The following is a 23074-nucleotide window of genomic DNA, read 5'->3' on the forward strand; positions in this document are numbered from 1 at the left end:
GACTTGAATGAAGTATCTAGTTTCGATTTTTGCAACGGTCCTGACGCTCATAGGTTGTGCGGCTTTCATGGCCGAAATTGGTACCTATGGCTTTGCCCCTCCCGCTCAGTGGATAGTGATGCTCTTCCTGTTGCTGTTCACTATTCTGTGCTGGGTGGCTCAGTCGCGTAGCGATGAAGATGCTGCATTGAGGAACGAAAATCTTTATTACCGGCTGATAGCTGAGAATGTGGTGTTTCCGGCTGTTGGTTATCTGATTCAGGGTATTATCGCGATTTTCTACTTTTCAGCTTGGAATGCCCCCTGGTGGTCCGGGAACCTCACCTTGAGGCACATATTGCCCAGTGGATTCTTTGTCCCCCTTCTGGTCGAAGTTTTGCTCACCATCGTGGTCATTTCCTTGTGGGTCGGCAATATTACTGCCAACGTACATACGGTTCGTCAGCAGGTCATGAGGGATGAGAAGGTCGCCAATCGTGCACAGCTGAAATCTCAGGTGCTCTTCCTTGATTCGTGTTTGGACCCGAATGACAAGGAGGCGACTGATATCAGCAGTCAAATTCAGCGTAAGGTCGAATCCCTGCCTCTGGTGCCCGACGCGGCGACTGGCCTCTTCTATTCCCGGGCCATCAATGAAATTCAAGAAGCTACGGCTAAGGGCAGTGTAGATCTTCCTACTCTTCAACATATTCGAGACACGCTCAACAGAGTGCGCTGATAATTCTCGTCACACGAAGCGTCTCATACAATTTCGTGAGGCTCCGAGATGCCTGTTAGCGGAATCGTGACCCCGGATTATGCAGTGTGCATAATTGTGCATAGCGGGAACAGCTGTCATGGCTTAAAAAGCGAAGAGAACCCGACCGTCTTCAGGGACACGCCATAATGGGTGAACCTGCAGGACGGTCGGGTTCTTTGTTCTTAGGAAGAACCTAGCTCCTATCAGGCCTTCAGGAAGTCAGGATCAGCAAAGGCGGGGTTTGGATAGGTGTAGAAGCCTTGTCCAGAGTCCTTGCCGGTCTTGCCCTCGTCCATCATCTTCTGGATCTTATCCATGAAGGGCTTGAAGTCAGGGTTGTCGCCCTGCTGCTCCTTGGTGATGTTGAAGGCGGTCCGCAGCCCCACAACGTCAAAGATGGCAAAGGGTCCCATGGGGGCGCCCGTGCCGATCATCCAGGTCTTGTCCACGGTCTCCGGATCTGCAATGTCGTGGCCCCAGAGGTGGGCGGCTGCGTTGAGCAGGGGGATGAGAAGGGTGTTCAGGACGTATCCTGGCTGCTCCTTCTTCAGGACGATGGGAACCATGCCGATTTCCTTGGCATAGTCCACGATCTCGTTGAAGACCTTGGGGTCGGTCTGCTCGGAGCCCATGATCTCTGCGGTGTTGTTCAGCCAGACCTGGTTGGCGAAGTGCATGTTCAGGAACTTGTCCGGCCTGCCCGTGTCGGGTGCGAAGGTGCTGGGCACGTAGGTGGACGAGTTGCTGGTGAAGATGGTGTCCTTGGGCGCCAGTTTGGCCAGGCTCTGGTAGAAGTCGTGCTTGATGGAAGGCTTCTCGGGGACGGCTTCGATGACCAGGTCAGCGTTCTTGACGGCCTCGGCCATGTCCGAGCTGTACGACATGTTGTTCAGGCCTGCGTCGAACTGCTCATCAGTGGCGTTGATATCGTGCTTGTAGGAATCCCGCAGGTTCTTGACGCGCTCCTCTGCTGCCGCCACAGCCTGGTCGTTGATGTCGTAGATCGTCACTTTCTTGCCTTTGAAGGCTGATTGATAGGCGATCTGGCTGCCAAGCACCCCGCCGCCGGCAACCGTAACATTATGAATGTTCGTCATAGAAACCTCTTTCATTCGTGGTATCCATCCTCGGATACGCTCTTCCATAGTAGAGCCAGGTCTTGAACGGGGCCTGGCTCACAGATTCGACAGACAGACGATCAGGCCTTGAGGAAGTCCTCATCCTTGTAACGCGGGTTCGGATAGTCGTAGAATCCGTGGCCTGCGTCACTGCCGGTCTTGCCCTCGTCAAGCATCTTCCGGACCTTCTCCAGGAAGGGCTTGAAGCCGGGGTCGTCGCCTTTCTGTTCCTCAATGATGTTGTAGATGGTCCGCAGGCCGACCGCGTCGTAGGCGCCGAAGGGGCCAACTGGCGAGCCAGTGCCGATCATCCAAGTCTTGTCGATGGTTTCGGGGTCTGCTATGTCGTTGCCCCAGAGGTAACCGGCATCCTCCAGGAAGGGAACCAGCAGGCTGTTGAGGATGTACCCGGGCTGCTCCTTATGGAGAGGGATGGGAACCATGCCGATTTCCTTGGCATAGTCCACAATCTCGTTGAAGATGTCGGGGTCGGTTTGGTCGGAACCCATGATTTCGGCGGTGTTCATGCGCCATACGTGATTGGCGAAGTGAAGGCAGAGGAACTTAGTCGGACGACCGGTGTCGGCAGCATAGGTGCTGGGCACGTAGGTGGAGGAGTTACTGGCGAAGATGGTCTTCTCGGGGGCTACCTTGGCCAAGCTCTGGTAGAAGTTGTGCTTGATGGAGGGCTTCTCGGGGACGGCTTCGATGACCAGGTCGGCATTCTTGACGGCGTCAGCCAGGTCCGCGCTGTAGCTCAGATTGTTCAGCCCAGCGTCGAACTGCTCGTCGGTGGCATTGATGTCCCGCTTGTAGAGGTCGCGACGGTTCTTGATCCGCTGCTCAGCCGCTGCAATGGCCTCATCGTTGATGTCGTAGACCGTGACTTTCTTGCCCTTGAATGCTGATTGGAAGGCGATCTGGCTACCAAGCACCCCACCGCCGGCCACCGTAACATTCTCAATGTTCGTCATGAGAAACTTCTTTCATTATCGGGCGCCCCGCATTGGACGCAATGCTCATTCTAGTGGAGAGACACAGGCCTGATAGGAAGGAGTTTTGTGCCAAAAATGGCTATTTTCTAGGGAAATTGGGGTGAGCTCAGTTCCTTGCCGGTTGTAGATAAATATGTTGCATTGCTCACATGGCATTGCCCATATGGAGCGGTCCTGCCCGAGCTTGGCGCAACATCCGGGCAGCGAACCGCGCGCTTGCTACACGCACGATTCGCCTGCGCAGATGGCATTCAGAGAATCTGGCAGAACTCGATGGTCTCCTGGTTGGGGCCGATGACGTTGAAGTAGCGGATTCCGCGCTGCCAGAAGGTGGGAATGGACTGGATGGAGTCCTCTCTGATCTTCAATCCCATCTCCAAGGCATGCTCGTAAGCGGCATCGATATCTGGTGCGTCCAGAGCCCAGTGGTTGATGGCTCCGGTGCGCATGGGCGCAGGCTCGCCCTCCCAGGTCTCGATGGTTAGATGGCCCAGACGCAAAAAGGCGCAACGGTTCTCTCCGTTGGGGTAGATGCCGACCAGCTCGAACCCGAGTTTGTTGGTGTAGAAGTCGATGGTCTCGTCCAGATCGCGGGCGATCATGCCCGAGTGCTGAAAGTCAGTGGTGAAAGCCGACATGGTTTGCATAGTGATGCCTCCTCCTTCAAGGTAGGTGCTTGATAGCATGTTAGGGCCGTTTCAGAAGTTCTTGTCAATTCGGGAACGTGACCAATGCCTTGGTTATTTCACCAATCTTGCCTTCCATGAGCTCAGGAACTTGTTCCAGTTTCAGTTCGTGACTAATTAGGTCACTTATATTCAACCGCTCGGATCTTAGGAGACTGATGGCATCCATGCAGGAGAGGGGATTGATGAAGGATCCTTTTATAGTCAGTTCTTTCTGGTAAATATCATACGTGTTCATTGTGAAGTGGGCATCGGGAGCGCCCACCCCGAACATGAGGACCTGGGCGCCGCGCCTGCAAGCTTGGATAGCCTGGGCCTGTGTGGCTGGAAGGCCAACGGCCTCCACGACCAGATCGTAGGCCTCAACAGGCAGAGTCTCGCAGTCAGTCTTGTACGTGGCGTGGATGTTGCTCAAACGTCCGCCCAAGGCCAGTTTTTCAGCACTGATGCCAGCTAGATCCACCTGGACCAGGCCATAGCATTGAAGAATCTGGGCGAAGAGCTGTCCCATGAATCCGTCTCCGATAACTAGTGCCTTCTGGCTGGGTCGTAATTCCATGAGATTTACACCGTGGACCGCACAGGAGATCGGTTCCATCAGGGATGCTTCTCGCAGCCCGACGTCATCGGGTACTTTGTAGACCACCTCAGTAGGAGCCGAGAAGTATTCCGCCATTCCCCCGTTCCGGGTTACACCGATGGCTGATAAGTTACTGCAAAGCCCGGGTTTTCCACTTCGGCAGTAATTGCACTGGTGGCAGTAGATGTTGGGATCCACGGCCACTTCATCCCCAACAGCTAGCCCGGTTACTTGGTCTCCGACGTACTCAATTCGGCCTGAATTCTCATGCCCTAGAATGATGGGCGGATCAGCTTTAGCTGAACCAGGAAGACCCAGATACAGATCACGGTCGGTGCCGCAAATACCCGCATAAGCAGTGCGGATTAGGACTTCTCCGCTGCCAATGTGGGGCGTGGGCACATCCTCCAGGTCCAGTTCTTGTGGGTTTTTTAGAACAAGTGCTTTCATGACTCATCCCCAGGTTCCTGTGCTCCGGGTTGTGCGTTGTCGGCAGCTTCCTTGAAATCGGGTAGCTCTATCTGGATTTTGACATCCTCCTGGTGCCCCTGGGCTGCCCTGTCGAAAGCCTCCTGGGCCTGATCCATTCTGTAGGTTCGGGAGATGAAGGGCGTCAGGTTAATTTTTCCTGCTGAAACTAGATCAATGGACTTCTGATAAACATTGGCATACCTAAAGACGTTCTCTATACGGGTCTCCCTGGCCTGGACCTCGGTAATATCCATAGGGACGATTCCTTCGGCTGGGATGCCGACGATAACGGTAGTGTTGCCCGGCGCTCCCAGTTTCCAGAGCTCCTGATAGGCATTGAGGTTTCCAGATGCTTCGAAGACACGGTCTGCTCCCCATCCGTCTGTCTCATCCATGACTCGGTCCAGAAGGCTGTCTTGGTTGATGTCCACAGGAATGACTCCAGGGATTTGGGCAGCTAGGTTCAATTTAACGCGGGATGAGTCGGACACTAGGACGCGTGCGCATCCCCCGGCCATAGCCGAAGCCGCCGTCATCAGTCCAATGGTTCCTGCTCCACTCACTGCTCCGGTGTCGCCTGGTTTTATCCTGGCCTTGGTAGCAGACCACATTCCTACTGAAAGGGGCTCTAAGAGGGCTCCTTCCGCGTAGGACATATTCTCTGGCAACTTGTAGGTGAAGGCTGCGGGGTGAACAATTTTTTCGCAGAGGCAGCCATCAACGGGCGGAGTTGCAAAGAAACGGACAGAGGGGTCAATATTGTATAGTCCCAGCTTGGAGGCTTTGGAATTCATATCAGGGATTCCGGGTTCCATCGCCACCTTATCGCCGACCTTGAACCCTTTGACCCCGGGTCCGACTTCAAGAACAGTCCCTGAGGCCTCATGTCCGATGATCATCGGTTTTTGCACCACGTACTTGCCCACTCTGCCGTGTAAGTAGTAGTGCAGGTCCGAGCCGCATATACCAACGGTATGAGGAGCTATGAGCAATTCGCCAGATCCGGGTGCGGGTGGATCGGGGACATCCCGCACCTTGATGATGCCTTGTTTCTCTAAAACGACCGCTTTCATTTGCTGCTCCTTTAACCGGGCTAAAAAGGGGGTTGGATTTATATCGTCATTGACAACTTGCTTCCATACTATGCGTCACTGATGGGATGAATATATTGCCCTATACCCAATAGTGGTATTATTTTGACTTCTCATCTGATCTGCGGGGGGAGCGTAGCGCGAACAGGCTTTCGATAGCTTTGTTGCACTTGATAGTGTCAGATTGCAACGGAGGTTTACGTATACATGAGAGACAGCGCAGTTGATCGTGGGGCCCTTGAGGTTGTGGTGCCACGGGGAGATGAATCAATCCGTTGGCTGGAGCATGGCTACCCGTCCGCTCTGGCCCGGTGGCATTATCACCCGGAAATTGAAATTCATTTGATCAGAGAGAGTAGAGGCTACATGATGGCCGGTGACGGCATGGTCTCGTTTTCTCCAGGGCAGGTCTCGCTTTTGGGAAGCAATGTGCCACACAATTGGATTTCTGATCTGACTGCAGGCACAGTCATCTCGCATAGGGACGTGGCTTGTCAGGTTCATCCCAACCGTATCCAGGCTCTTGCACGGATCTTTCCTGAGGCTGGCCAGATTTCAGCTCTCCTGCAGCGGGGGCATCAGGCGATTGTGCTTTCCGGCCAGTCCGCCGTCCGTGTGGCCACGATACTGACCGACATGGGGAATCACCGTGAACTTGACCGCCTGATTGACCTCTTGGAGATATTCAGAGTCTTCGTGCAAGCTCCGAGCAACGAATGGTCCACCATGGTCACTCCGGGCTATGAGCCTGATGCTTCGGTAGATATGGCTAACCGGATCAATCAGGTTCTGGCCTATATCAATTCACATATTTCGGGTCAGATCAGCCTGAACGAGGCTGCAGAGGTTGTCTCGATGAGCCCATCGGCTTTCTCCAGGTTCTTTAAGAAGGCCGCAGGGATCAACTTTTCCGACATGGTCCGTAGGTTGCGCATCTCCCGAGCATCCCGCCTCCTGGTCACGACCGACTTGCCCATTGCCAGTATTCGAGCTCGAAGCGGATTTGGCAATGTTGCCAATTTCAATCGTCGGTTCAAGCAGGAGATGGGAACGACACCAAGAGCCTACCGGCAATCCCATCGGTACTGAGTTGACCAGCTTTCGATTCTGTTTGCATGGTTCGGCATTGTCAGATATTTACCAGGAGCCTACGGAATCATAATTTTGCTTATAGCAGGGGAGGGGCCGCTTGGACAAGCGCTTTTCAGCCGACCTTGATCGGCCTGCAAGTTGAGGATCTAACCAACCAATGATACTTATTTGTCAAATATTAATGCTGTCTTGCCTTTTTAGGCGTCTTGAAGAATAGGTAGGCACTGCGAATGAGCCATATTATGAAAGTCCTTTCAACGCCATATCGGAATCCGAGCCGCTCTGCTTACGCCAACGAAGTGCATCTGCCTTCATTCGCCATGTTGAGCATAGGGCATCAGCGATCAGGAAGGCTCATGCCATTACCGGATAAGCAGGCTTAATTGTTGAGTTTGCGGTAAGCGTCACGCATGCCACCGTCCATGGCATCGTCCAAGACGGCCGATTTCGTCGCTGACATCGTCATCTATTGAAATGAACAGATTGCGTCCGAATGATGGATATCGCTTGGGCGTTCGCGTCCTGGTGCTCTAGCATCATGGCCATGGAGAAAACGACATCACTGAAGCCTTGGTTGCCCAAGGGTGCCTTCTTCTATGTCGATGCCCGATGGCGTTGATGTTTTAGCCGGTTCTTCTTCTGATTCCTATATTTACCTCGGTGCTTGAGGTTGCTCTTTTATTATCTGCGGACATGTTGCCATAGGAAATCCGTATCCTTGGCCTGCTCAATCGGCACCGGGTGGGGTTTCACTGCCGTTTCCAAACCGCAGTATCTGAACTAGGAAGTGCCCTAATGACTATCAACGTAACTATCGAATCACGCCGATTCTCCAGCGACCTCGATGCCCTGGCCATCTATCACCGGCTGCGCACCAGATACCAGGAGGATCAGCTCTTCCTCCTGGAGTCCCTGAGCGGCCCCGATCCAGACCGGAACCGCTCGGTGATTGGCTTCGAGGCGGTGCTGACCGTAAGCGTGACAGACCACGTCATGACCATCGACCCTTTGGGCAATCCTCAGCTGACAGGAATCCTGAGGCCCTTTGACCGGATTGAGCAGGGAGTGGTCCATCTTCCGGTCTCCGGCATCCAGGAAGTCTTTGCAGTGCTGAGGCGGCTAGAATCCTCCTTCGCTATCAGCGGCGACCACGAAGGCCCCTTCGGGATGGGCTGGTTCGGTTACTTCGGGTATGACACCATCTTCATGATCGAGGATCTGGAGGAGCGCATACCAAGGGACGCGGCCTTGCCGGTCATCTCGTTGACTCTTTATCGGGGAATCATCACCTTGGATCTGAAGGCTGGCGGCTACTGCGCCACTTTGATTCATGCTGAAGAGGGTTCGGCCGAGTGCGGCATGCCAGAGGGCGGGGAAAATCTGCGAGAGCGCGGATCTTCTACACGGTCTGGTGCACAGATCCAGAATGCGGCAATTGAAAGCGGCGGGCACGGTCATGGATTCGCGTCGTTGGAAGAGGTGGTGGAGCTGCTCAATTCCGACGCATTGTCGGAGCAATCTTCTGAATCGCATGCTGACCAGGGTGGCATACAGGATGGCATAGGGCCGGACTATCCATATAAGGCCCATGACACGATTGACCGAGACCTCTTCTATCGGTGGTTTGCCAAGGGCAAGGAGCACATAGCCCAGGGAGATGTGTACCAGCTCCAGCTCGGGCATGAGATCCAAGTGGATTCTCATATCCCGCCCTTCCAGGTCTACCAGCGACTGCGTCGGCAGGACCCGTCCCCTTATATGTACTATTTTGTGACTCCCCAAGGGGTACATGTCATCGGCGCCAGCCCCGAGCTCTTCATCGGGCTGACCCCCGATGGTGACATAACCCTGAGGCCCATCGCCGGAACTGTCGGCAATCCCGGAGATGGAGAGGCCCGCCAGGCGGCCATCAGGCAACTGACCGGCGACCCCAAGGAGCGGGCCGAGCACCTGATGCTGGTGGATTTGGGGCGCAACGACGTAGCCAGGTGCTGCACACCCGAATCCTTGGAGGTGGACCGGCTGATGACCACCGAGGTTTACTCCCACGTCATTCATATGGTCTCGGATGTGGTCGGTCGAATCCGGCCTGGCCTGGACAAGTACGACGTCTTCTCGGCCGCCTTCCCCGCCGGCACCATGACAGGAACCCCCAAGGTGCGCGCCGTGGAGATCATCGAGGAGACCGAGGTCAGTTCGCGCGGGGTATATGCCGGAGCGGTAGGCTTTCTCGGATTTGACGGTCAGGTCCTGACGGCGCTGTGCATAAGGACGGCCTCCTACCATTCGGGCAGGTATCACCTGCGCGCCTCGGCCGGAATCGTCGAGGATTCTCAGCCGGAAAGCGAATGGCAGGAAACCATGAAGAAGATGAGTTCGGCCTATCTGGCCATCACCGGAAAGGAACTGGCCCATGAGAGTCTTGCTGGTTGATGCCTTCGACAGTTTCGTCTATGTGGTCAAGAACTACGTGGACCTGTTGGGCGCCGATACGACCATTGTCCGGGTGAACCACCTTGCCGAGGTGGACCCGCTCACCTTCGATGCGGTCATCCTAGGCCCCGGACCGGGCCATCCAGAGGACTGCGGCTACCTGGAGCTCCTTGACCGGGTTGCAGGACGGAAGCCGGTATTCGGCATCTGCCTGGGCATGCAGGCCATCGCAGTACATGCCGGAGCCCAGGTGGTCAGGGCCTCCAGCCGCCAGCACGGTAAGGTGAGCCGGATAAGAAACGACGGGAGGGGCTGCTTCACAGGGTTGCCCGACACCTTTGAGGTGACCAGGTACCATTCCCTGGTTGCCGATGAGACCTCGGTCGGGCAGGTCGCCGATCTGGAGATCAGTGCTCGCTCGCTTTTGGACGGGTATGTGATGGGCCTAAGACGGGGTAGATCGCTCATGGAAGGTGTCCAGTTCCACCCCGAGAGCATCGGCAGCCAGTATGGTCACCAGGTGATTGGCAACTTCTTCCGGGAGTACTGCGGCTAATTCGACAGGGACTGTCTCATCAGAACCGGACCGGGTTGTTTTCCTTGCAATCTGCTTTGCAACAAGCAAGTCCTGTGACCTGTCTGCGTAAGTCCAGCAAATGCTGCGGCGGATTCGATTTGGCAGCCCGTGACCTGACACTCACACGGTCAGGGAAACTTGTGCGACCGCTTTCTGAACTCATAGGTCAGGGAAGACAGAGGTGGGTGGCCGCACGCGTGTGAGGTTCGGCGGTCAGGACATTTCGCTGCGGCCCTGGCGCCAATATCCCATGAAAGAGACGTTGCGCCGGTCCATTCCTCGGTCTCTGACCAGCATGCGCCTCAGTTCGCGGACAGTGGCTGCCTCTCCGGCGATCCAGGCGTACAGGTCGTCGGCATGAATGGAGGCATCCGCCTGGGCGGCATCGGCAGTCTCCCAGAGCAGCTCCTTATCGATATCGACCTCTGTGAATTCCTTGGGGGCTTCAGCGGCTGCGGCCGTAGGTGAATGGATCGGCAGGTCCTCCATGAGGCTGCGCATGGCTTCGATAAGGGCATGCCCATGCCCGGATTCGTCGCAGGTCGTCCAAATGACGCGGATTCCTGCGTGCTCGGGCAGCGGAAGACGATCCTCTTCGGTCGGGACTTCGATCAATGCCACCCCGTCACCCTGCCAGTGGTCGCGGATCAGGCTGTCCATTATGGCCGCGATGGCTGGTACTGCCGTCTCGTCGCCTACCAGGAGAAGATGTCTGGATTGCCCCGGGTGAAAGTCCATCCCCGCAACCGGTTCTCCGGCCTGTGCATTAGGGCCGATGATGATGGCCTGGTCGCCAGGTTTGGCAGCCTCTGCGAAAGCTCCAGCCGGGCCGGCATGATCGTGGATGACGAAGTCCACATCGATTTGCTCGCTCCCCGGCCTGACCTTGCGAACCGTATAGGTGCGCAGGGGATTGCGGCGCTCTGCGGGCAGGGCTCTCCACTTTTGGTACCAGGCAAGCGGATCTTCGGGGGACGCTTCGAAGAATGAAGGGGCCGGAAGTGAACCGTCTGGGAGGGGCAAGAGGATTTTGATTCGTTCATCGTACCCAGCATCTGCAAAATTCTGTAAATCTGGTCCCTGAAAGACGATTCGTTTGAAATGGGGAGAGAGCGTCTCTGCTCTGGCTACGGTGACGCGGAAGGGGATCAAGGGTACAGGACGACTGGCTTGGTGTTCCATGGCTGGCTCTCTTTCGGTTGGGGTTTATGGGTTGACCTGGACGTCAAGTTGTCTGAGGATGGGACTCCGTTCAGGTTGTCACGGCTCGTGAGTCGGTGGTTTTGAGGCTTTCTGGTTGGGACGTTGGTGGTAGTGATGTGGAGAGCAGGACGAAGGGGTTTACGTCAAAGGTTTTACATCATTGGATTGTTTGATGTCGTCCTGTCGAGTCATTCCAGTGTACGTGTACATTACAAGCCCCGCCAGAGTGGGCTTCGAGGCTATGGAGGGGCGCTGGTGTCATCAGCGGGGTGCCGGTGGATTCATCCTTCACCATGGTGGATGCGATGTCGAATACTTCCGTGACCAGGCTCTCGGTCATGACCTCGTCGGGAGCGCCCAAAGCGACCCTCCTGCCATCCTTGATGGCCAGGATCCAATCCGAATATCTGGCGGCCATGTTCAGGTCGTGGAGAACCATGACCACCGTGACGCCCTCCTGCCTGTTCAGGGTGCTCAGCAGGTCAAGCACCTCAAGCTGGTAGGCGATGTCGAGGTAAGTGGTCGGCTCGTCAAGAAGGAGTATGTCGGTCTGCTGGGCGAGGGTCAGGGCAATCCAGGCGCGCTGGCGTTGGCCTCCGGACAGGCGGTCGATTGGACACCCCGCCATATCGGTCAGTCCGGTCAGGGCAAGGGCCCGTTCCACCGCCTTTTCGTCCTTGGTCGTCCACCGTTCGACGAAGTGGTGGTGGGGGTATCGGCCGCGAGCGACCAGGTCGGCGATGGTGATGCCGGCGGGTGCTGACGGGTTCTGCGGCAGCAGCCCCAGAATCGTTGCAACCTTGCGGGTGGGGATGCTGGTGATGGGCTCTCCATCCAGCATGACGGCCCCCGAGGCCGGTTTCAGTATCCTGGCCATGGCCTTGAGGAAGGTTGATTTTCCGCACCCGTTGGGTCCGATGATGGACCCCATCGTGTGTGGGGGTATATCCAGACTCAGGTCCTCGATGACCGCACGCCCGCCATAGGTGAGGCGAAGGTGCGAGGCGGTCAGCCTATGCGCGCTGCTCCAGGAGTCGTGTGCCGGGGGTGACGTCATGATGTTCAGAGCTCCTGTCTGCGGGTCATGAGGACCATGATCAGGATGAGGACGGGCCCGCCCACAATGCTGGTGATGATGCCGACCGGCACCTGGGTTGTGGGCAGATGTTGGGCGACGATGTCGGACCCCAGAACCAGGCAACCCCCCACCAGGCCCGACTGGGCAAGGACCGATGCTCCCCGACCGACCAGGACCGCGGCGATGGGGCCGGAGAGGAACGAAACGAAGGAGATGGGACCGGTGGTCGCCGTTGCGACAGCCAGGAGCAGCACACCCACGATGATCACCTCGAACTGGACACGGCTTACCCTGACTCCCAGTCCGGCGGCCATCTCCGGTCCCAGCTGCAGTGTGCTGACATTCCTGTCGAGTGCCAGCAGGAGCACGGCGCCGACCAGGGTTGTTGTTGCCAGTATGGGTAGATCGGACCACTGGGCATCGGCCAGGCTGCCCGTCAGCCACCGGGTTGCTGCCTGGATGTCCCATTGGTTGCTGCGAATCATGAGCCAGGAACCCAGAGCATTGAACCCTGCGGCCACTCCGATTCCGATCAGTATCAGCCGGGTCGGGTCGAACGAACCGCGCCAGGCCAGGGCCATGACCAGGAGGGCTGTCAGGAGACCGCCCATGACCGCCAGGCAGGCCAAGGGCATGCCCGACAGGCCCAATACGACAATGCCGAAGATGGCGGCCGTGTTGGCTCCTGCCGTGATGCCGATGATATCCGGGCTGGCCATCATGTTGCGCAGGAGGTGCTGGAAACCAATTCCGGCCATGCCGAATGCGATGCCGGCGGCGCAGCCGATCAGTGCCCTGGGCATGCGGAGTTGGAGCATCACGAATCTGGTCCCCTCGTCCCCCTGCCCCAGGAGTGCTCCAATCAGGTCGTTCATGGAGTATGTGCGATGTCCCAGAGCCAGGTCGGACAGCGCGAGAGCAACCAGGAATATCACAAGCAGGATGGTGACTGCCAGTGAACGAACGGTATGGGTCCGTCGTATCCGTTGCAGGTCGGTCATCGCATCGGGTCTATGCGATTTCTGAAGGAGGCAAGCATCCATGCCTATACCTCCGCGGTTCTTCTGCGCCCGGCCAGAATCACGAATACGGGAGCCCCAATCAGTGCCGTGACGATGCCGACCTCCACGTCGGATGGGCGGGTGATCATCCTGCCCACCACGTCGGCGCCAACCACCAGGAGGGGTCCGATAAGGATGCTCAGAGCCATGATTCGCCTGTAGTCGGGTCCTATAAGCAGTCGTGCCACATGGGGGACCACCAGTCCGACGAAGCCAATCGGACCCGCCAGTGCCGTACAGGAGGCGCAGAGGAGTATCGCCGCAAGCCAGGCCAGGCTGCGGACACGTCCGACGTGCATGCCCAGTCCTTCGGCCATCTGGTCACCCAGGGTCAAGGCGTTGATTCCGGGTGTCAGACAGAAAGCGAGTATCAGGCCAAGGGCGAGAAGAGGCAGGACCGGCATCATGAGATCGAACCGGGCGCCGGAGATTCCGCCCACCTGCCAGAAGCGATAAGAGCTGATGACATTGATGCGCGGCAGAAGGATGGCGGAGGTAAGGGACCCCAGTACCGAGCTGATTACGACGCCGGCCAGGGTCAGCCGCAGTGGAGAGGGGCCGGATGGGCCCAGGGAGCCTATGGCCCAGACGACCAGTGCGGTCGTCGCACTGCCCAGCAGCCCCACCCAGACATACTGGGCCGGGGTCGATAGGGAGAAGAAGGCTATGGAGCAGACAATCGCCAGGGCCGCCCCCGTATTGAACCCCAGAATCGACGGGTCCGCCAGTGGATTGCGAGATATGCCCTGCATCAGGGTCCCGGCCACCCCGAGCCCGGCACCGACCAGGAGGCCGAGGACGGTGCGGGGGATTCTCAGGCGGATGGCCGAGGCTGCGATGTCATCCGAGGAGGCGGACAGGGCGTGGAGGATGTCGGAAGGGCTGACGGAGCGGGAGCCGAAAACCAGGGACAGGGCGCAGACCATGACCAGGCAGACCGCCAGAATCAGCCCGGACAAGACCATGGGCCCGTTTCCGTTGCGATGCATGGTTGCTCGCCGACCGCATGTATGCGCCACCTCCCCCTCTTTCATCCCCTCACCTGCGGCCTGATCAGACCTTGGCGGCAGCCTCGCCCAGAAGTTGGGCGTAGGTGTCGGTCGTCTTCTGGATGGACAGGGCCGAGGGGTCAAGGGCATTGGCCATCTCGCCGTCACTGTCGATGACCACGACGGATCCGCGCTCAACTGCGGGAATCTTGGAGAGGAGAGGGTCCTTGCGCATCGCTTCAAGCAGGTCCGGGGTGCCGTAGGTAACGATGATGTCGACATCCTTGTACCTGTCGGCATGCTCGGAGGAGATCTCCTTGTAGAAGTTCTTGGTGCCCTTGGAGTCCTCCTTGATGGACTCCGGAGTCTCCAGGCCCAGGTCGTTCAGGAATTGCGGCCGGGCGTCGGAGGTGGTGTAGACGCTGAACTTAGAGAGCTTGGAAGCATCGAAATACATAACTGCCGCGGTCTTGCCCTTGATGGCCGGTTGGGTCTCTCCGGCCTTTGAGATGCGCTCCTCCAGGTCGGATATCAGCTGCTTGCCCTTTTCGGGTTCTCCGATGGCTTTGGCTGTGGACGTGATGACCTTGCGCCAGGGGTCGCCCCAGGCAACCTCTTGATAGGCGATTGTCGGCGCAATCTTGCCCAAGGTGTCATACTGCTTCTTGGTCATGCCGGAGAGCAGGCCGATGATTAGATCGGGCTTGGACGCGGCGATGGCCTCGACATCGATGCCGTCCGATTCGTCATGCAGTTTGGGCATATTTGCATCGTCCACATGCATGGCGTCTAGGGCATCCTTGGTCCAGGTCAGGTATCCTCCATCGACGGTCTTGCCGAAGGCATTCTTCTGGATGCTGACTGGCACGACCCCCAAGGCGATGAGGTTGTCGGGAGTGGCCCATCCGACGGTGGCGATGCGCTTGGGCTTGGAAGGTATCGAGGTGGTGCCGTAAACATGATCGATCTTGACGGGGAAGGAGCCTTGCCCTTCCGAGGCCTTTGACTGGCTGGACTGGCCTGCCTGCGAGCCAGATCCGCAGGCGCCGAGGAAGAATAGGGCGCTTGCCAGTATCAGGATGATTGCGATAGTGCGCTTGAATCGAGTTAGGGAAAGGAATGGTCGAATGTGCATGTGGTTCCTTTGATCGTGCTGTCGAATTGGCATGGTGCACCAGAGCCAGACACCAGATGTAGCATTGGCGCGACGGGAAGAAAAGAGTTGATTTCCCTGGTTGCATGTGTTAATTAGCGCGCTGCGAAAACGAGGAGACGGCAAGGAAAAGACGAGGGTTGGCTCAGATCGGCACCTTTATAGCCTTCGTCGAAACCATCTAGCAAAACCCTTGCTTTGCTGGCCTCTTGCTCTGCCGGCTGGCCGCGGATCCAGTCGGATGTCAAGGTTCGGCCGACGCAGGGTTCCGACTGCTCCAGGTCTTTCAGACCTTCACCCTTCACAGTGCCTTCCTTGGATTGCAGCAGGGCTCTGCTCGTTCCTTTATCTTTCTTTATTTTCGCTCTTTAGTCTGGCTCCTGCCACAAGGAAACGAATAGGAGCTGACCATGCGTTACATATTGAGGACCGAGGGGCTGACCAAGGTCTTCGGCCACAGACAGCGGGCCGTCGACCAAGTGTCCCTGCATGTTCCTGAGGGCGGAGTCTACGGGCTCCTGGGCCCAAACGGGGCCGGTAAGTCCACCACACTGAAAATGGTCACAGGCATGCTGCACCCCACTGGCGGATCCATGATTCTTGACGGACATCCCTGGTCGCGCCGGGACCTCTACGACATTGGCGCCCTGATCGAGCAGCCGCCCATCTACCCCAATCTGACGGCCCGTCAGAACCTCAAGGTGCGCACAACCCTGTTTGGCCTGCCTGATGAGCGGATCGACCAGGCGCTCTCCATTGCCGGACTGAGCGACACAGGCTCCAAGAAAGCTGGGCAGTTCTCACTAGGCATGAAGCAGCGCCTGGGGATAGCCAACGCCATTCTGACCAAACCTCGTCTGCTGATCCTGGACGAGCCCACCAACGGGCTGGATCCGCTGGGCATCGAGGAGCTGAGGGGAATGATCCGCAGCTTCCCGCAGCAGGGGATGAGCGTGATCGTCTCAAGCCATATCCTCTCCGAGGTGTCGATCCTGGCGGATCATATCGGCATCATCGCGGACGGTCGCCTGGCCTACGAGAATGAGCTGCACGCCGGGGAGGACCTGGAGGGGCTGTTCATGGACGTGCTCAGGAGGTCACGATGAGCAACATGAATGCCAACCAATTCGTCCAGCAGGATACGGCTGAAAGAGTCAGAACCAGGGGCAACGGCATCCCCTTTGGCAGGATCCTGGCAGCGGAGATCATGAAGGGCCGGTCGGCCGCGCCCAGGCGGATGGCCTTGGCTTTCCCTCTGGTGCTCATTGTCATCGTGGCTTGCTTCGCGTTCGGGCTGCATGTCTGGATGCCCTCCTGGGTCAACTACTGGTATGTCCTGCTCCTCCCAGCCATGACTGCTCTGATAAGCGTTGCCGTGGCCAACATCGACGGGAAGCAGCGGTGGAGGACCACTCTGGCTCTGCCTGCCGCGCCTGTTCTGGTCTGGTGGGCCAAGATCGTCTACTGCCTGCTTCTGATCGGCATCGCCACCCTGCTGGCTCTGGGTCTTTCGGCGCTCATGGTCGCCGTCTCCGGGGTCGGGGGACCGTCTGTAGTCGACTTCGTAGTCAGCGCCCTGATGCTGGTCTTGGCCTGTTCCTGGATGATACCGGCGGGATTGGCGCTGACCGCCCGGTTCGGCGTTCTGATTGGGTTCGGCCTGCCTTACATGGCGGACCTGCTGGTCTCGATCACCTTCTGGGGAAACCAACGGCTATGGCCCTTCCTGCCGCCCGCCGCCATGATCAACCTGCCGGTGCCCTTCATGAAGGTCATGCCTGATGGCGTGCCCTTGGAGACCGAAGACAACAGCCCGATCAAGGCTGCCTTGTCTGTCTTCGGTGGGCAGAGCCTGACGGCCTTGGTGGCCTGTCTGGTCTGGTTCCTGCTCCTGTCCGTCCTGACGGGAATCTGGTTCTCGCGGAAGGAGACCAACTGACATGACTAGGATGACAGTCGGCCGGGTTGTGGCCTCGGAAATCGTACGGTTGCACGGATCGGTGCTTATCGCTATCCATGTCATCTGTGGCCTGGCGGCCGGGCTCGCCTGCGGCGCTTACTTCGCCGCAGCCCCCTATGATCCTGGTCTGGAGACTGATGCCTTCTTTCAGGTCTTGGGTGCCCTCATGCCCCTGATGGTCGCCATTGTCGTTGCCATGAACATCGAAACCGAGCGGGAGGCCGGCGACATGGCCAACCTTCTGGGGGTTCCCAGCCGCCGACTGGGTCTGGCAGCCAAGATCCTGGTGCTTTGGCTTCTGGGCCTGCTGGCTCTGGCCCTGGCGGCTCTGGCTTTTTGCCTGCCCATGGCTATGGTCGGCGGACTGGATGCGCCAATCTCGGCCCTAGCGCTCGCCACCCTGGGCATGGCCGGTGGTTCCCTCTGCCTCTACCTTTTCTCCATGGCCCTGGCCCTGCGCTTCGGTAGAAACACGACTATCGCTATTGGGGTCCTCGGCACCGGAATATCCATCAGTTCCCTTGGCGGCCTCTTCAATGGTCTGTACAGCCATACCCTGTCAGGTGTTGGCAGCACCCCCGGAATCACCCGGTGGATACCATTCACTTGGCCTACCAGGTTCGGCTCCCTAGGAATCGAGCAGGTACTGGCCTTGACCATGCCGGGAGGTGAGGGTCTGCGTGCTTCAATCGGCGTGACGGCTCTGGATAATCTGATTCCCTGTCTGGTCTTCACCCTGACCCTGGGCTTGGCCCTCCTGCTCTGGATCGGCAGGTTCGAGGATCGTCGCAAGGTCAGCGATTAGACTGGGTCGCAGGGCATCCGGTCCGCAAGAAATCAGGCTTGCAAGAATCCCGGCCCACAAGGCGTTCATTCTCAAAAGTGGCTGGGCCGAGTCGGCAAGCGCAGAAAAGGAGCCAATCGTGGCTGACGTGCACGCCGAAGGTTCCCCAGGGGACGATAGGCATAGGGCATCCATCCTGGTGGTGGACGACGATCCCAGGATCACCACCCTGCTGATGGCCGCTCTGTCCAAGGACGGCTATGCCGTGACTGCGGTCAACGATTCCCGGGAGGTCGTGAGGATGGACCTGTCCTCGGTCGACCTGATCCTCTGCGATGTCATGATGCCTCACTTGGACGGCTTCGCTCTGTTGACCTCCATCAGGGAACGGGTGTCCTGCCCGATTATCTTCCTGACGGCCAAGACCGACGAGGACAGCGCGGTCCTGGCCTATGGCCTGGGGGCTGACGATTACATACGCAAGCCTTTCGGCATTGCCGAGCTCCGAGCCAAGGTCAGGGCGAGGCTGTCCCAGGGCAGTCGGCGTGGGCGTCCGCTCCTGCGTTTCGGCTCCTTGGACATGGATCTTCAGGCGCGGCAGATCAGGGTGGACGGGCGCAACGCCAATCTGACGGATGCGGAATACCGCATATGCGCACTGCTGGCCGAACATCCAGGGCGGGCCTACGCGCCCATGCAGATATGGGAGGCCTGCTTGGCCGCTGAGGATGACCCGGCCGCTGAGGATACGGACAGCGATGCCACGGCTGCGGTCAGAGTCCATCTGAGCAATGCCCGGCGCAAGCTCAAGGCCCTGGGGGTGGACCCCATCAGGACCATCTGGTCGGTGGGTTACCAATGGGCGGCCTGACCGACGGCGTGCCCGAAGCGCCGGGGGAGCAGAACCCCGACGGCAAGGGCCGGCCAAGCCGCAAGGGAATGCCCATCGTTCTGCTGATCATCAGATACTTTCTCTACGTGCTGCTGATTCTGGCTCTGCTGTTCGCCGGTATGTATATGGTCTGGATAAACCTGGGGACCAGGGGTGACTTCTTCTGGGCCAACTATGGCGAACAGCATCTGGAGGAGGTGGGGCACTCCATCGGCCGTTCGACTGCTATTGACGAATCCATGATTCCCGCTGCTTACTGGTACCGAACCTATGACCATCAGGTGCATCCCACGGGGGGAGATATGAAGGGCGGCATGGCCAGCGAAGCCGACCAGCTGGCGGCCGACCACTGGGAGCACAGGGCATCCATGCCATCGGAAGAGCGGGAGAAGAAGACGGGACGGCCTCTCGCCACTCGTGCAAGGCCGAATGCGACCTACCTCGTCTATGCCACAGCCGATGGGCGGCCATGCGTCCTGGCCTATCGGATCCAGCCGCAGTGGGTATCGAGGCAGGCCCGGGACCGCTATCCCAATCCCCAGAATCTTCTGCTGGTGTCTTGCGGGGCGGTCCTGCTGATCACCCTCCTGCTGATCGGGTTGCGGGCGGCCCATGTCATATCGTCCAAGCTCAAGGTTTTCAACCAGGTGGCTGACGACATAGGGCGGCAGGATCTTGACGCATCCCTGCCCCGCAGCAACGTGCTGGAGATCAACCGGGTGCTGGGGTCCTTCGATAGGATGCGCGCCACGTTGAAGGAATCCCTGGAGAAGACCTGGATGGCCCAGGAGTCCCAGCGTCGGCAGGTGGCGGCCCTGGCACACGACCTGAAGACGCCGCTGACCATCATGCGAGGCAATGCAGACCTGCTGGGGGAGACCGGGCTCAGCCGGGAGCAGCAGTCCTACCTGGACTCCATCGAGGATGCCATCCGTGAGATGGCTGACTATGCGCAAGCCATCAGCCAGGGTTCCGTGGGCACGGCTTCAGGGCGATCCGGGGTCATGGCGGTTGCTTTGAAAGATGCGGTCAACAACCAGGCCCAAGGCTACCTGAATGCCCGGAGTCTGCGGCTTGAGCGGGATGACCGTCTAGGTTCCGACACCGGTCAGGTTTCCGGTGACGCGGCTGACCTTACCCGAGCGATCATGAACATCATCGCCAACGCGGCCGACTACTCGCCGGACCATGGCTTGGTGACGCTGACCTGGAGGCTGGAGGGTGGTCAGGAGGGCGGGCGAGCCTTAGTGGTGACGGTGCGTGACCGGGGTCCAGGTTTCAGCAGCCGGGCTCTGGCCCATGCCACGGAATGGCTCTATCAGGCTGACAGCAGTCGGCACGGCTCCAGCGGTCACCATGGCATCGGCCTGGCTGCAGCGCGGTCGACTGTGGAAAGTGCAGGAGGCCGCCTAATCCTCGCCAATGCAGCCAGTGGCGATGGCGCAGCAGTCACTGTATTTTTGCCAGTGCAGTGAATTCAGCGGAGCTGATACCGGTCACAGCAAACTCGGTGTCCAGTTAAGAATTGCACAGTGGTAAAGATTAGCAAATAGTGTTAATCGTGGGCCAATAATTATGAAAACATCAATTGTTTAGCAATCGCTTTAGTAATTGATTACTAAAGTTCACCATTCTTTGGCAGATCTGTATGTTACAGATAACAGAAAGTATCAATCTGTAGGGATCTGCATGTAAAAATCAGATGACGCTGAACAGAGCGATCTGTCGCTGGAGTAGGCGATAATAGCACAGGGAAAAAGAAATGAATCCCGAGGTCAAACATATTCTATAGCGAAAGCCTGATCGACGGCAAAACGGTGGTTTCGGCTTGCATCAACGGCAGACACATAGGCGAAGAGGCCTGTCTACTGCAAGACAGCAGGCATCAGCGCAGGCAGTCATACCCGATCGGAGATGCCGATGCCCGTATGACGCCTACGCAGCTGTATGAAATTGAAACTATTTGAGATGACCGGAGGAGCCTCGAGATCGTCGTCAGGGCCTGGCATGAAAATACCGTAATACGGTTCAAAACGCACGGCCGACATGGAATATAGGTGCCGTATCCTCTTCTTTCTTTTTGTATCATCCTATCTGGTATGAGAAGCTCAGAGCGTACGTCATGTATCAGCCCACGCCCACTCGTTTAGGCTATTAACCAGCGGTCTGATGCCCGGTCCGGCTCCTTAAGCCCGTAGGCGATCAACATCGTCGTGATCATATAGTCATCAAAAAACAGATAGCTGATTGACTGTGCGGAACAGCGAGGGTCATGTCTTGACAATGAGCAATTCCAAGATTTATTCCCGCGTGCCCTGTGTAAGGTTCACGTGCTGTACTCCCAGCTAAACTTTACTGCTAGATATCCCGTGGTCAGTCTAGTAATGACTGCATATCATGCTGGAAACCAAGCAGCCAATAAATGTCATTAAAGATATCTTTAGAGGGCAAGACGATAGTTTGAATCGTCTGTTCCTTTGTTGAGGTGAGAACCTTGCTGCCGGTGGATCGTATTTTCCGCGCATATTTATATATAGCCAAATTATTCACATTGGTATCAAGTTTATTAACAGCAATACATATAGGAGAGTAGGATTGGCAGACAATATTTTCCAAAGGAAACCATTGATAGTTCTATTGGCCAAAACCATGATTCTATTTGACGAAGCGATTGATTTTATTCTCTGTGCCGCCATGACTATTGTCTGCTCCGGGGAATTGGCATGAATGACTTGTGCGACGAGCTCCTCGTTTTTAGCGTCTAAATGGTATGTTTTTTCGTCAAGCAGCATGATCGGCCGCCTTATGGACAACAGCCTTGCCAGGGCCAAGCGATAGCGTTCACCGCTACTCAGCAATACACCGCGTTGCCTACTGGGGTATCCAATCCATCGAAGGTGTCTCTCACTTTGGCGTGAGGTTCACCTTATTTAAGGCATTCCAGCAGCCTTCATCGGATACGCCGTTCTTGTTCATCGCCAAATTCGTTCTGGAAGAACCGGAATATATGGGGGCATCTTGTTCTACATAGCCGATCAGAGAACGTACATAAGAGGAGCTGAGAGTTGAAATATCAATGCCATTAAAGAGAACATGGCCATGATTTGGCTTATAGAATACCTTTATAAGGGCCAGCATGGTTGATTTGCCTGCTTCGGATGGTCCGACTATCGCGTAGACGACGCCGCCTTTCATATGCACACCCGCTTCATTCAGTTGGAGCCCGCCACGATTGTTCCGTGCGTCATCATACGGAATATCAGCATGGTCAAGATCGATGTCAATCTGATCGGAGTTGGTGACCTTCCTTTGGACCCTACTGGATACTGCTCATGCTGATGTCGCATCTTCGGTTGGCATTCTCATTATCGCTTGAATGCTGGAGTTCGCGCCCAACGCTCTGAACAGTCTGCTATATGTCGAAGAAAGTGTCGCCATAGGCGTGAGCATCATTTCTAGGTACATAGAAAAGTTACCAGTTGCTGAACAGTCATCACTCCTTTGGCCACTTGGAAAGCGCCGATTCCCGATACAACCATCAGGCACAACTGCATTAAGGCCATTCCTGATGGCCATATCAGTGACTGCTTCTTTGAAATTAGACGACCGGATGTGCACGCTTGCCTAGCTTCTCGCCGATTTTATTGGTCTCACGCTCCGTGGCGTCGAAAACCCTGATCCTTTTCAAACTCATCAAAGCATCAGTGGCTGCAGACGTCATATCTCCTATGGCCGTTTGAGCCCCTCTGGAGCAGTCTCGTAATTTTCCGGATAAGACTACCAGTAAACCGACGGTAACAAGACAGGTCGAAAGAGAGATAACGAACATGACGGGACTGATTATGACCATTCCCACACACGCGCCTATGAACACTAGTAAAGTGCCAAACACTTCTGGCAATTCATCGGTCAGTAATCGCTTCAGTTCATTAGTATCAGATGAAATAATAGAAATTACGTTGCCTGTATGCGACTGGTCCAGATCTTTGAACGGCAAATGCAGAATATGCATTACTAGAGACCGTCTCATATCGTTCAACAGCAGGTAAGCGTCAAAAGAAGTGATTGCTGCGCCGGACAGAAACACTCCTGCCAACGCTATTAGAGGGGCACTGCGGATCGCATGTTATGCTGCACGCGTCCAAGAATGACATTGACAAGCTGTGGCTGAG

General features: G+C 56.9%; 22 protein-coding genes. 9 read left to right on the plus strand and 13 right to left on the minus strand.

The genetic code is table 11. The annotated features are described in order from the left end of the window. Positions 1-7: 7 nt before the first annotated feature. A complete protein-coding gene (locus CI601_RS07395; RefSeq protein WP_121914917.1) occupies positions 8-718 on the plus strand; it encodes a hypothetical protein in 711 nt (236 codons plus the stop codon). A 224-nt stretch (positions 719-942) separates the two neighbouring features. Here CI601_RS07395 and CI601_RS07400 read toward each other — a convergent pair whose 3' ends face one another. The 5 genes from CI601_RS07400 to CI601_RS07420 all read right to left on the minus strand — a co-directional run bounded on the left by CI601_RS07400 (position 943) and on the right by CI601_RS07420 (position 5662). Continuing rightward, on the minus strand, positions 943-1836 hold the full coding sequence (locus CI601_RS07400; protein ID WP_121914918.1) for a 3-hydroxyacyl-CoA dehydrogenase: 894 nt from the start codon (positions 1834-1836) through the stop codon (positions 943-945). Between the two features lie 101 nt (positions 1837-1937). Beyond that, complete coding sequence (locus tag CI601_RS07405; RefSeq protein WP_121914919.1) at positions 1938-2831, minus strand: 3-hydroxyacyl-CoA dehydrogenase; 894 nt, start codon at positions 2829-2831, stop codon at positions 1938-1940. 272 nt (positions 2832-3103) lie between these two features. Further along, positions 3104-3490, minus strand: coding sequence for a VOC family protein (locus CI601_RS07410; protein ID WP_395948014.1), 387 nt, complete (start codon positions 3488-3490; stop codon positions 3104-3106). Positions 3491-3563: 73 nt separating this feature from the next. After that, entirely contained in the window at positions 3564-4568 is a 1005-nt protein-coding gene (locus tag CI601_RS07415) for a zinc-dependent alcohol dehydrogenase family protein (RefSeq protein ID WP_121914921.1), read from the minus strand. Then, positions 4565-5662, minus strand: coding sequence for an NAD(P)-dependent alcohol dehydrogenase (locus tag CI601_RS07420; RefSeq protein ID WP_121914922.1), 1098 nt, complete (start codon positions 5660-5662; stop codon positions 4565-4567). Before CI601_RS07420 ends, CI601_RS07415 begins: the two co-directional genes overlap by 4 nt. Before the next feature lie 384 nt (positions 5663-6046). Between CI601_RS07420 and CI601_RS07425 the strand changes: the two genes are divergently transcribed. The 3 genes from CI601_RS07425 to CI601_RS07435 all read left to right on the plus strand — a co-directional run bounded on the left by CI601_RS07425 (position 6047) and on the right by CI601_RS07435 (position 9761). Then, entirely contained in the window at positions 6047-6769 is a 723-nt protein-coding gene (locus tag CI601_RS07425; RefSeq protein WP_259465354.1) for an AraC family transcriptional regulator, read from the plus strand. 798 nt (positions 6770-7567) lie between these two features. Next, the gene (locus CI601_RS07430; protein WP_121914924.1) at positions 7568-9205 is read left to right on the plus strand and encodes an anthranilate synthase component I family protein; all 1638 of its coding nucleotides are present in this window, start codon (positions 7568-7570) and stop codon (positions 9203-9205) included. Beyond that, positions 9186-9761 carry an aminodeoxychorismate/anthranilate synthase component II gene (locus CI601_RS07435; RefSeq protein WP_121914925.1) on the plus strand — a complete coding sequence of 192 codons (576 nt, stop codon included), beginning with the start codon at positions 9186-9188 and terminating at the stop codon, positions 9759-9761. Before CI601_RS07430 ends, CI601_RS07435 begins: the two co-directional genes overlap by 20 nt. A 234-nt stretch (positions 9762-9995) precedes the next feature. Here the strand turns inward: CI601_RS07435 and CI601_RS07440 are convergent, their stop codons facing one another. The 6 genes from CI601_RS07440 to CI601_RS07465 all read right to left on the minus strand — a co-directional run bounded on the left by CI601_RS07440 (position 9996) and on the right by CI601_RS07465 (position 15571). Next, positions 9996-10964 (minus strand): siderophore-interacting protein, encoded by a 969-nt coding sequence (locus tag CI601_RS07440; RefSeq protein WP_121914926.1) that lies wholly within the window; start codon positions 10962-10964, stop codon positions 9996-9998. A gap of 178 nt (positions 10965-11142) precedes the next feature. Continuing rightward, positions 11143-12042 carry an ABC transporter ATP-binding protein gene (locus tag CI601_RS07445; protein WP_121914927.1) on the minus strand — a complete coding sequence of 300 codons (900 nt, stop codon included), beginning with the start codon at positions 12040-12042 and terminating at the stop codon, positions 11143-11145. 5 nt (positions 12043-12047) lie between these two features. After that, entirely contained in the window at positions 12048-13064 is a 1017-nt protein-coding gene (locus tag CI601_RS07450) for an iron chelate uptake ABC transporter family permease subunit (RefSeq protein ID WP_183129804.1), read from the minus strand. 44 nt (positions 13065-13108) lie between these two features. Then, positions 13109-14113 (minus strand): iron ABC transporter permease, encoded by a 1005-nt coding sequence (locus CI601_RS07455; RefSeq protein WP_183129805.1) that lies wholly within the window; start codon positions 14111-14113, stop codon positions 13109-13111. A 64-nt stretch (positions 14114-14177) separates the two neighbouring features. Continuing rightward, on the minus strand, positions 14178-15248 hold the full coding sequence (locus CI601_RS07460; RefSeq protein WP_183129806.1) for an iron-siderophore ABC transporter substrate-binding protein: 1071 nt from the start codon (positions 15246-15248) through the stop codon (positions 14178-14180). A 113-nt stretch (positions 15249-15361) separates the two neighbouring features. After that, positions 15362-15571, minus strand: coding sequence for a hypothetical protein (locus CI601_RS07465; protein ID WP_121914931.1), 210 nt, complete (start codon positions 15569-15571; stop codon positions 15362-15364). Positions 15572-15676: 105 nt separating this feature from the next. On the opposite strand from CI601_RS07465, the gene CI601_RS07470 reads away from it, so the two are divergent. From CI601_RS07470 to CI601_RS07490, 5 genes are all read left to right on the plus strand, one after another. Continuing rightward, complete coding sequence (locus tag CI601_RS07470) at positions 15677-16372, plus strand: lantibiotic protection ABC transporter ATP-binding protein (protein ID WP_121914932.1); 696 nt, start codon at positions 15677-15679, stop codon at positions 16370-16372. After that, positions 16369-17205 (plus strand): hypothetical protein, encoded by an 837-nt coding sequence (locus tag CI601_RS07475; RefSeq protein ID WP_121914933.1) that lies wholly within the window; start codon positions 16369-16371, stop codon positions 17203-17205. The genes CI601_RS07470 and CI601_RS07475 overlap by 4 nt, the downstream gene beginning before the upstream one ends. A gap of 1 nt (position 17206) precedes the next feature. Next, positions 17207-18031: an ABC transporter permease gene (locus tag CI601_RS07480; protein ID WP_121914934.1), complete on the plus strand. Its 825-nt coding sequence runs from the start codon at positions 17207-17209 to the stop codon at positions 18029-18031. 118 nt (positions 18032-18149) lie between these two features. After that, the gene (locus CI601_RS07485; RefSeq protein ID WP_121914935.1) at positions 18150-18881 is read left to right on the plus strand and encodes a response regulator transcription factor; all 732 of its coding nucleotides are present in this window, start codon (positions 18150-18152) and stop codon (positions 18879-18881) included. After that, positions 18869-20377, plus strand: coding sequence for a HAMP domain-containing sensor histidine kinase (locus tag CI601_RS07490; RefSeq protein ID WP_024627014.1), 1509 nt, complete (start codon positions 18869-18871; stop codon positions 20375-20377). The genes CI601_RS07485 and CI601_RS07490 overlap by 13 nt, the downstream gene beginning before the upstream one ends. Positions 20378-21806: 1429 nt before the next feature. On the opposite strand, the gene CI601_RS07500 is transcribed toward CI601_RS07490, so the two are convergent. Further along, entirely contained in the window at positions 21807-22103 is a 297-nt protein-coding gene (locus tag CI601_RS07500) for an ATP-binding cassette domain-containing protein (protein WP_198217313.1), read from the minus strand. Between the two features lie 397 nt (positions 22104-22500). Next, complete coding sequence (locus CI601_RS07505) at positions 22501-22932, minus strand: ABC transporter transmembrane domain-containing protein (RefSeq protein ID WP_121914937.1); 432 nt, start codon at positions 22930-22932, stop codon at positions 22501-22503. Positions 22933-23074: the final 142 nt, after the last annotated feature.

Origin of the sequence: Bifidobacterium sp. wkB344 (assembly GCF_003688305.1) — a bacterium.
In the GTDB taxonomy this organism is placed as follows: Bacteria; Actinomycetota; Actinomycetes; order Actinomycetales; family Bifidobacteriaceae; genus Bombiscardovia; species Bombiscardovia mizhiensis.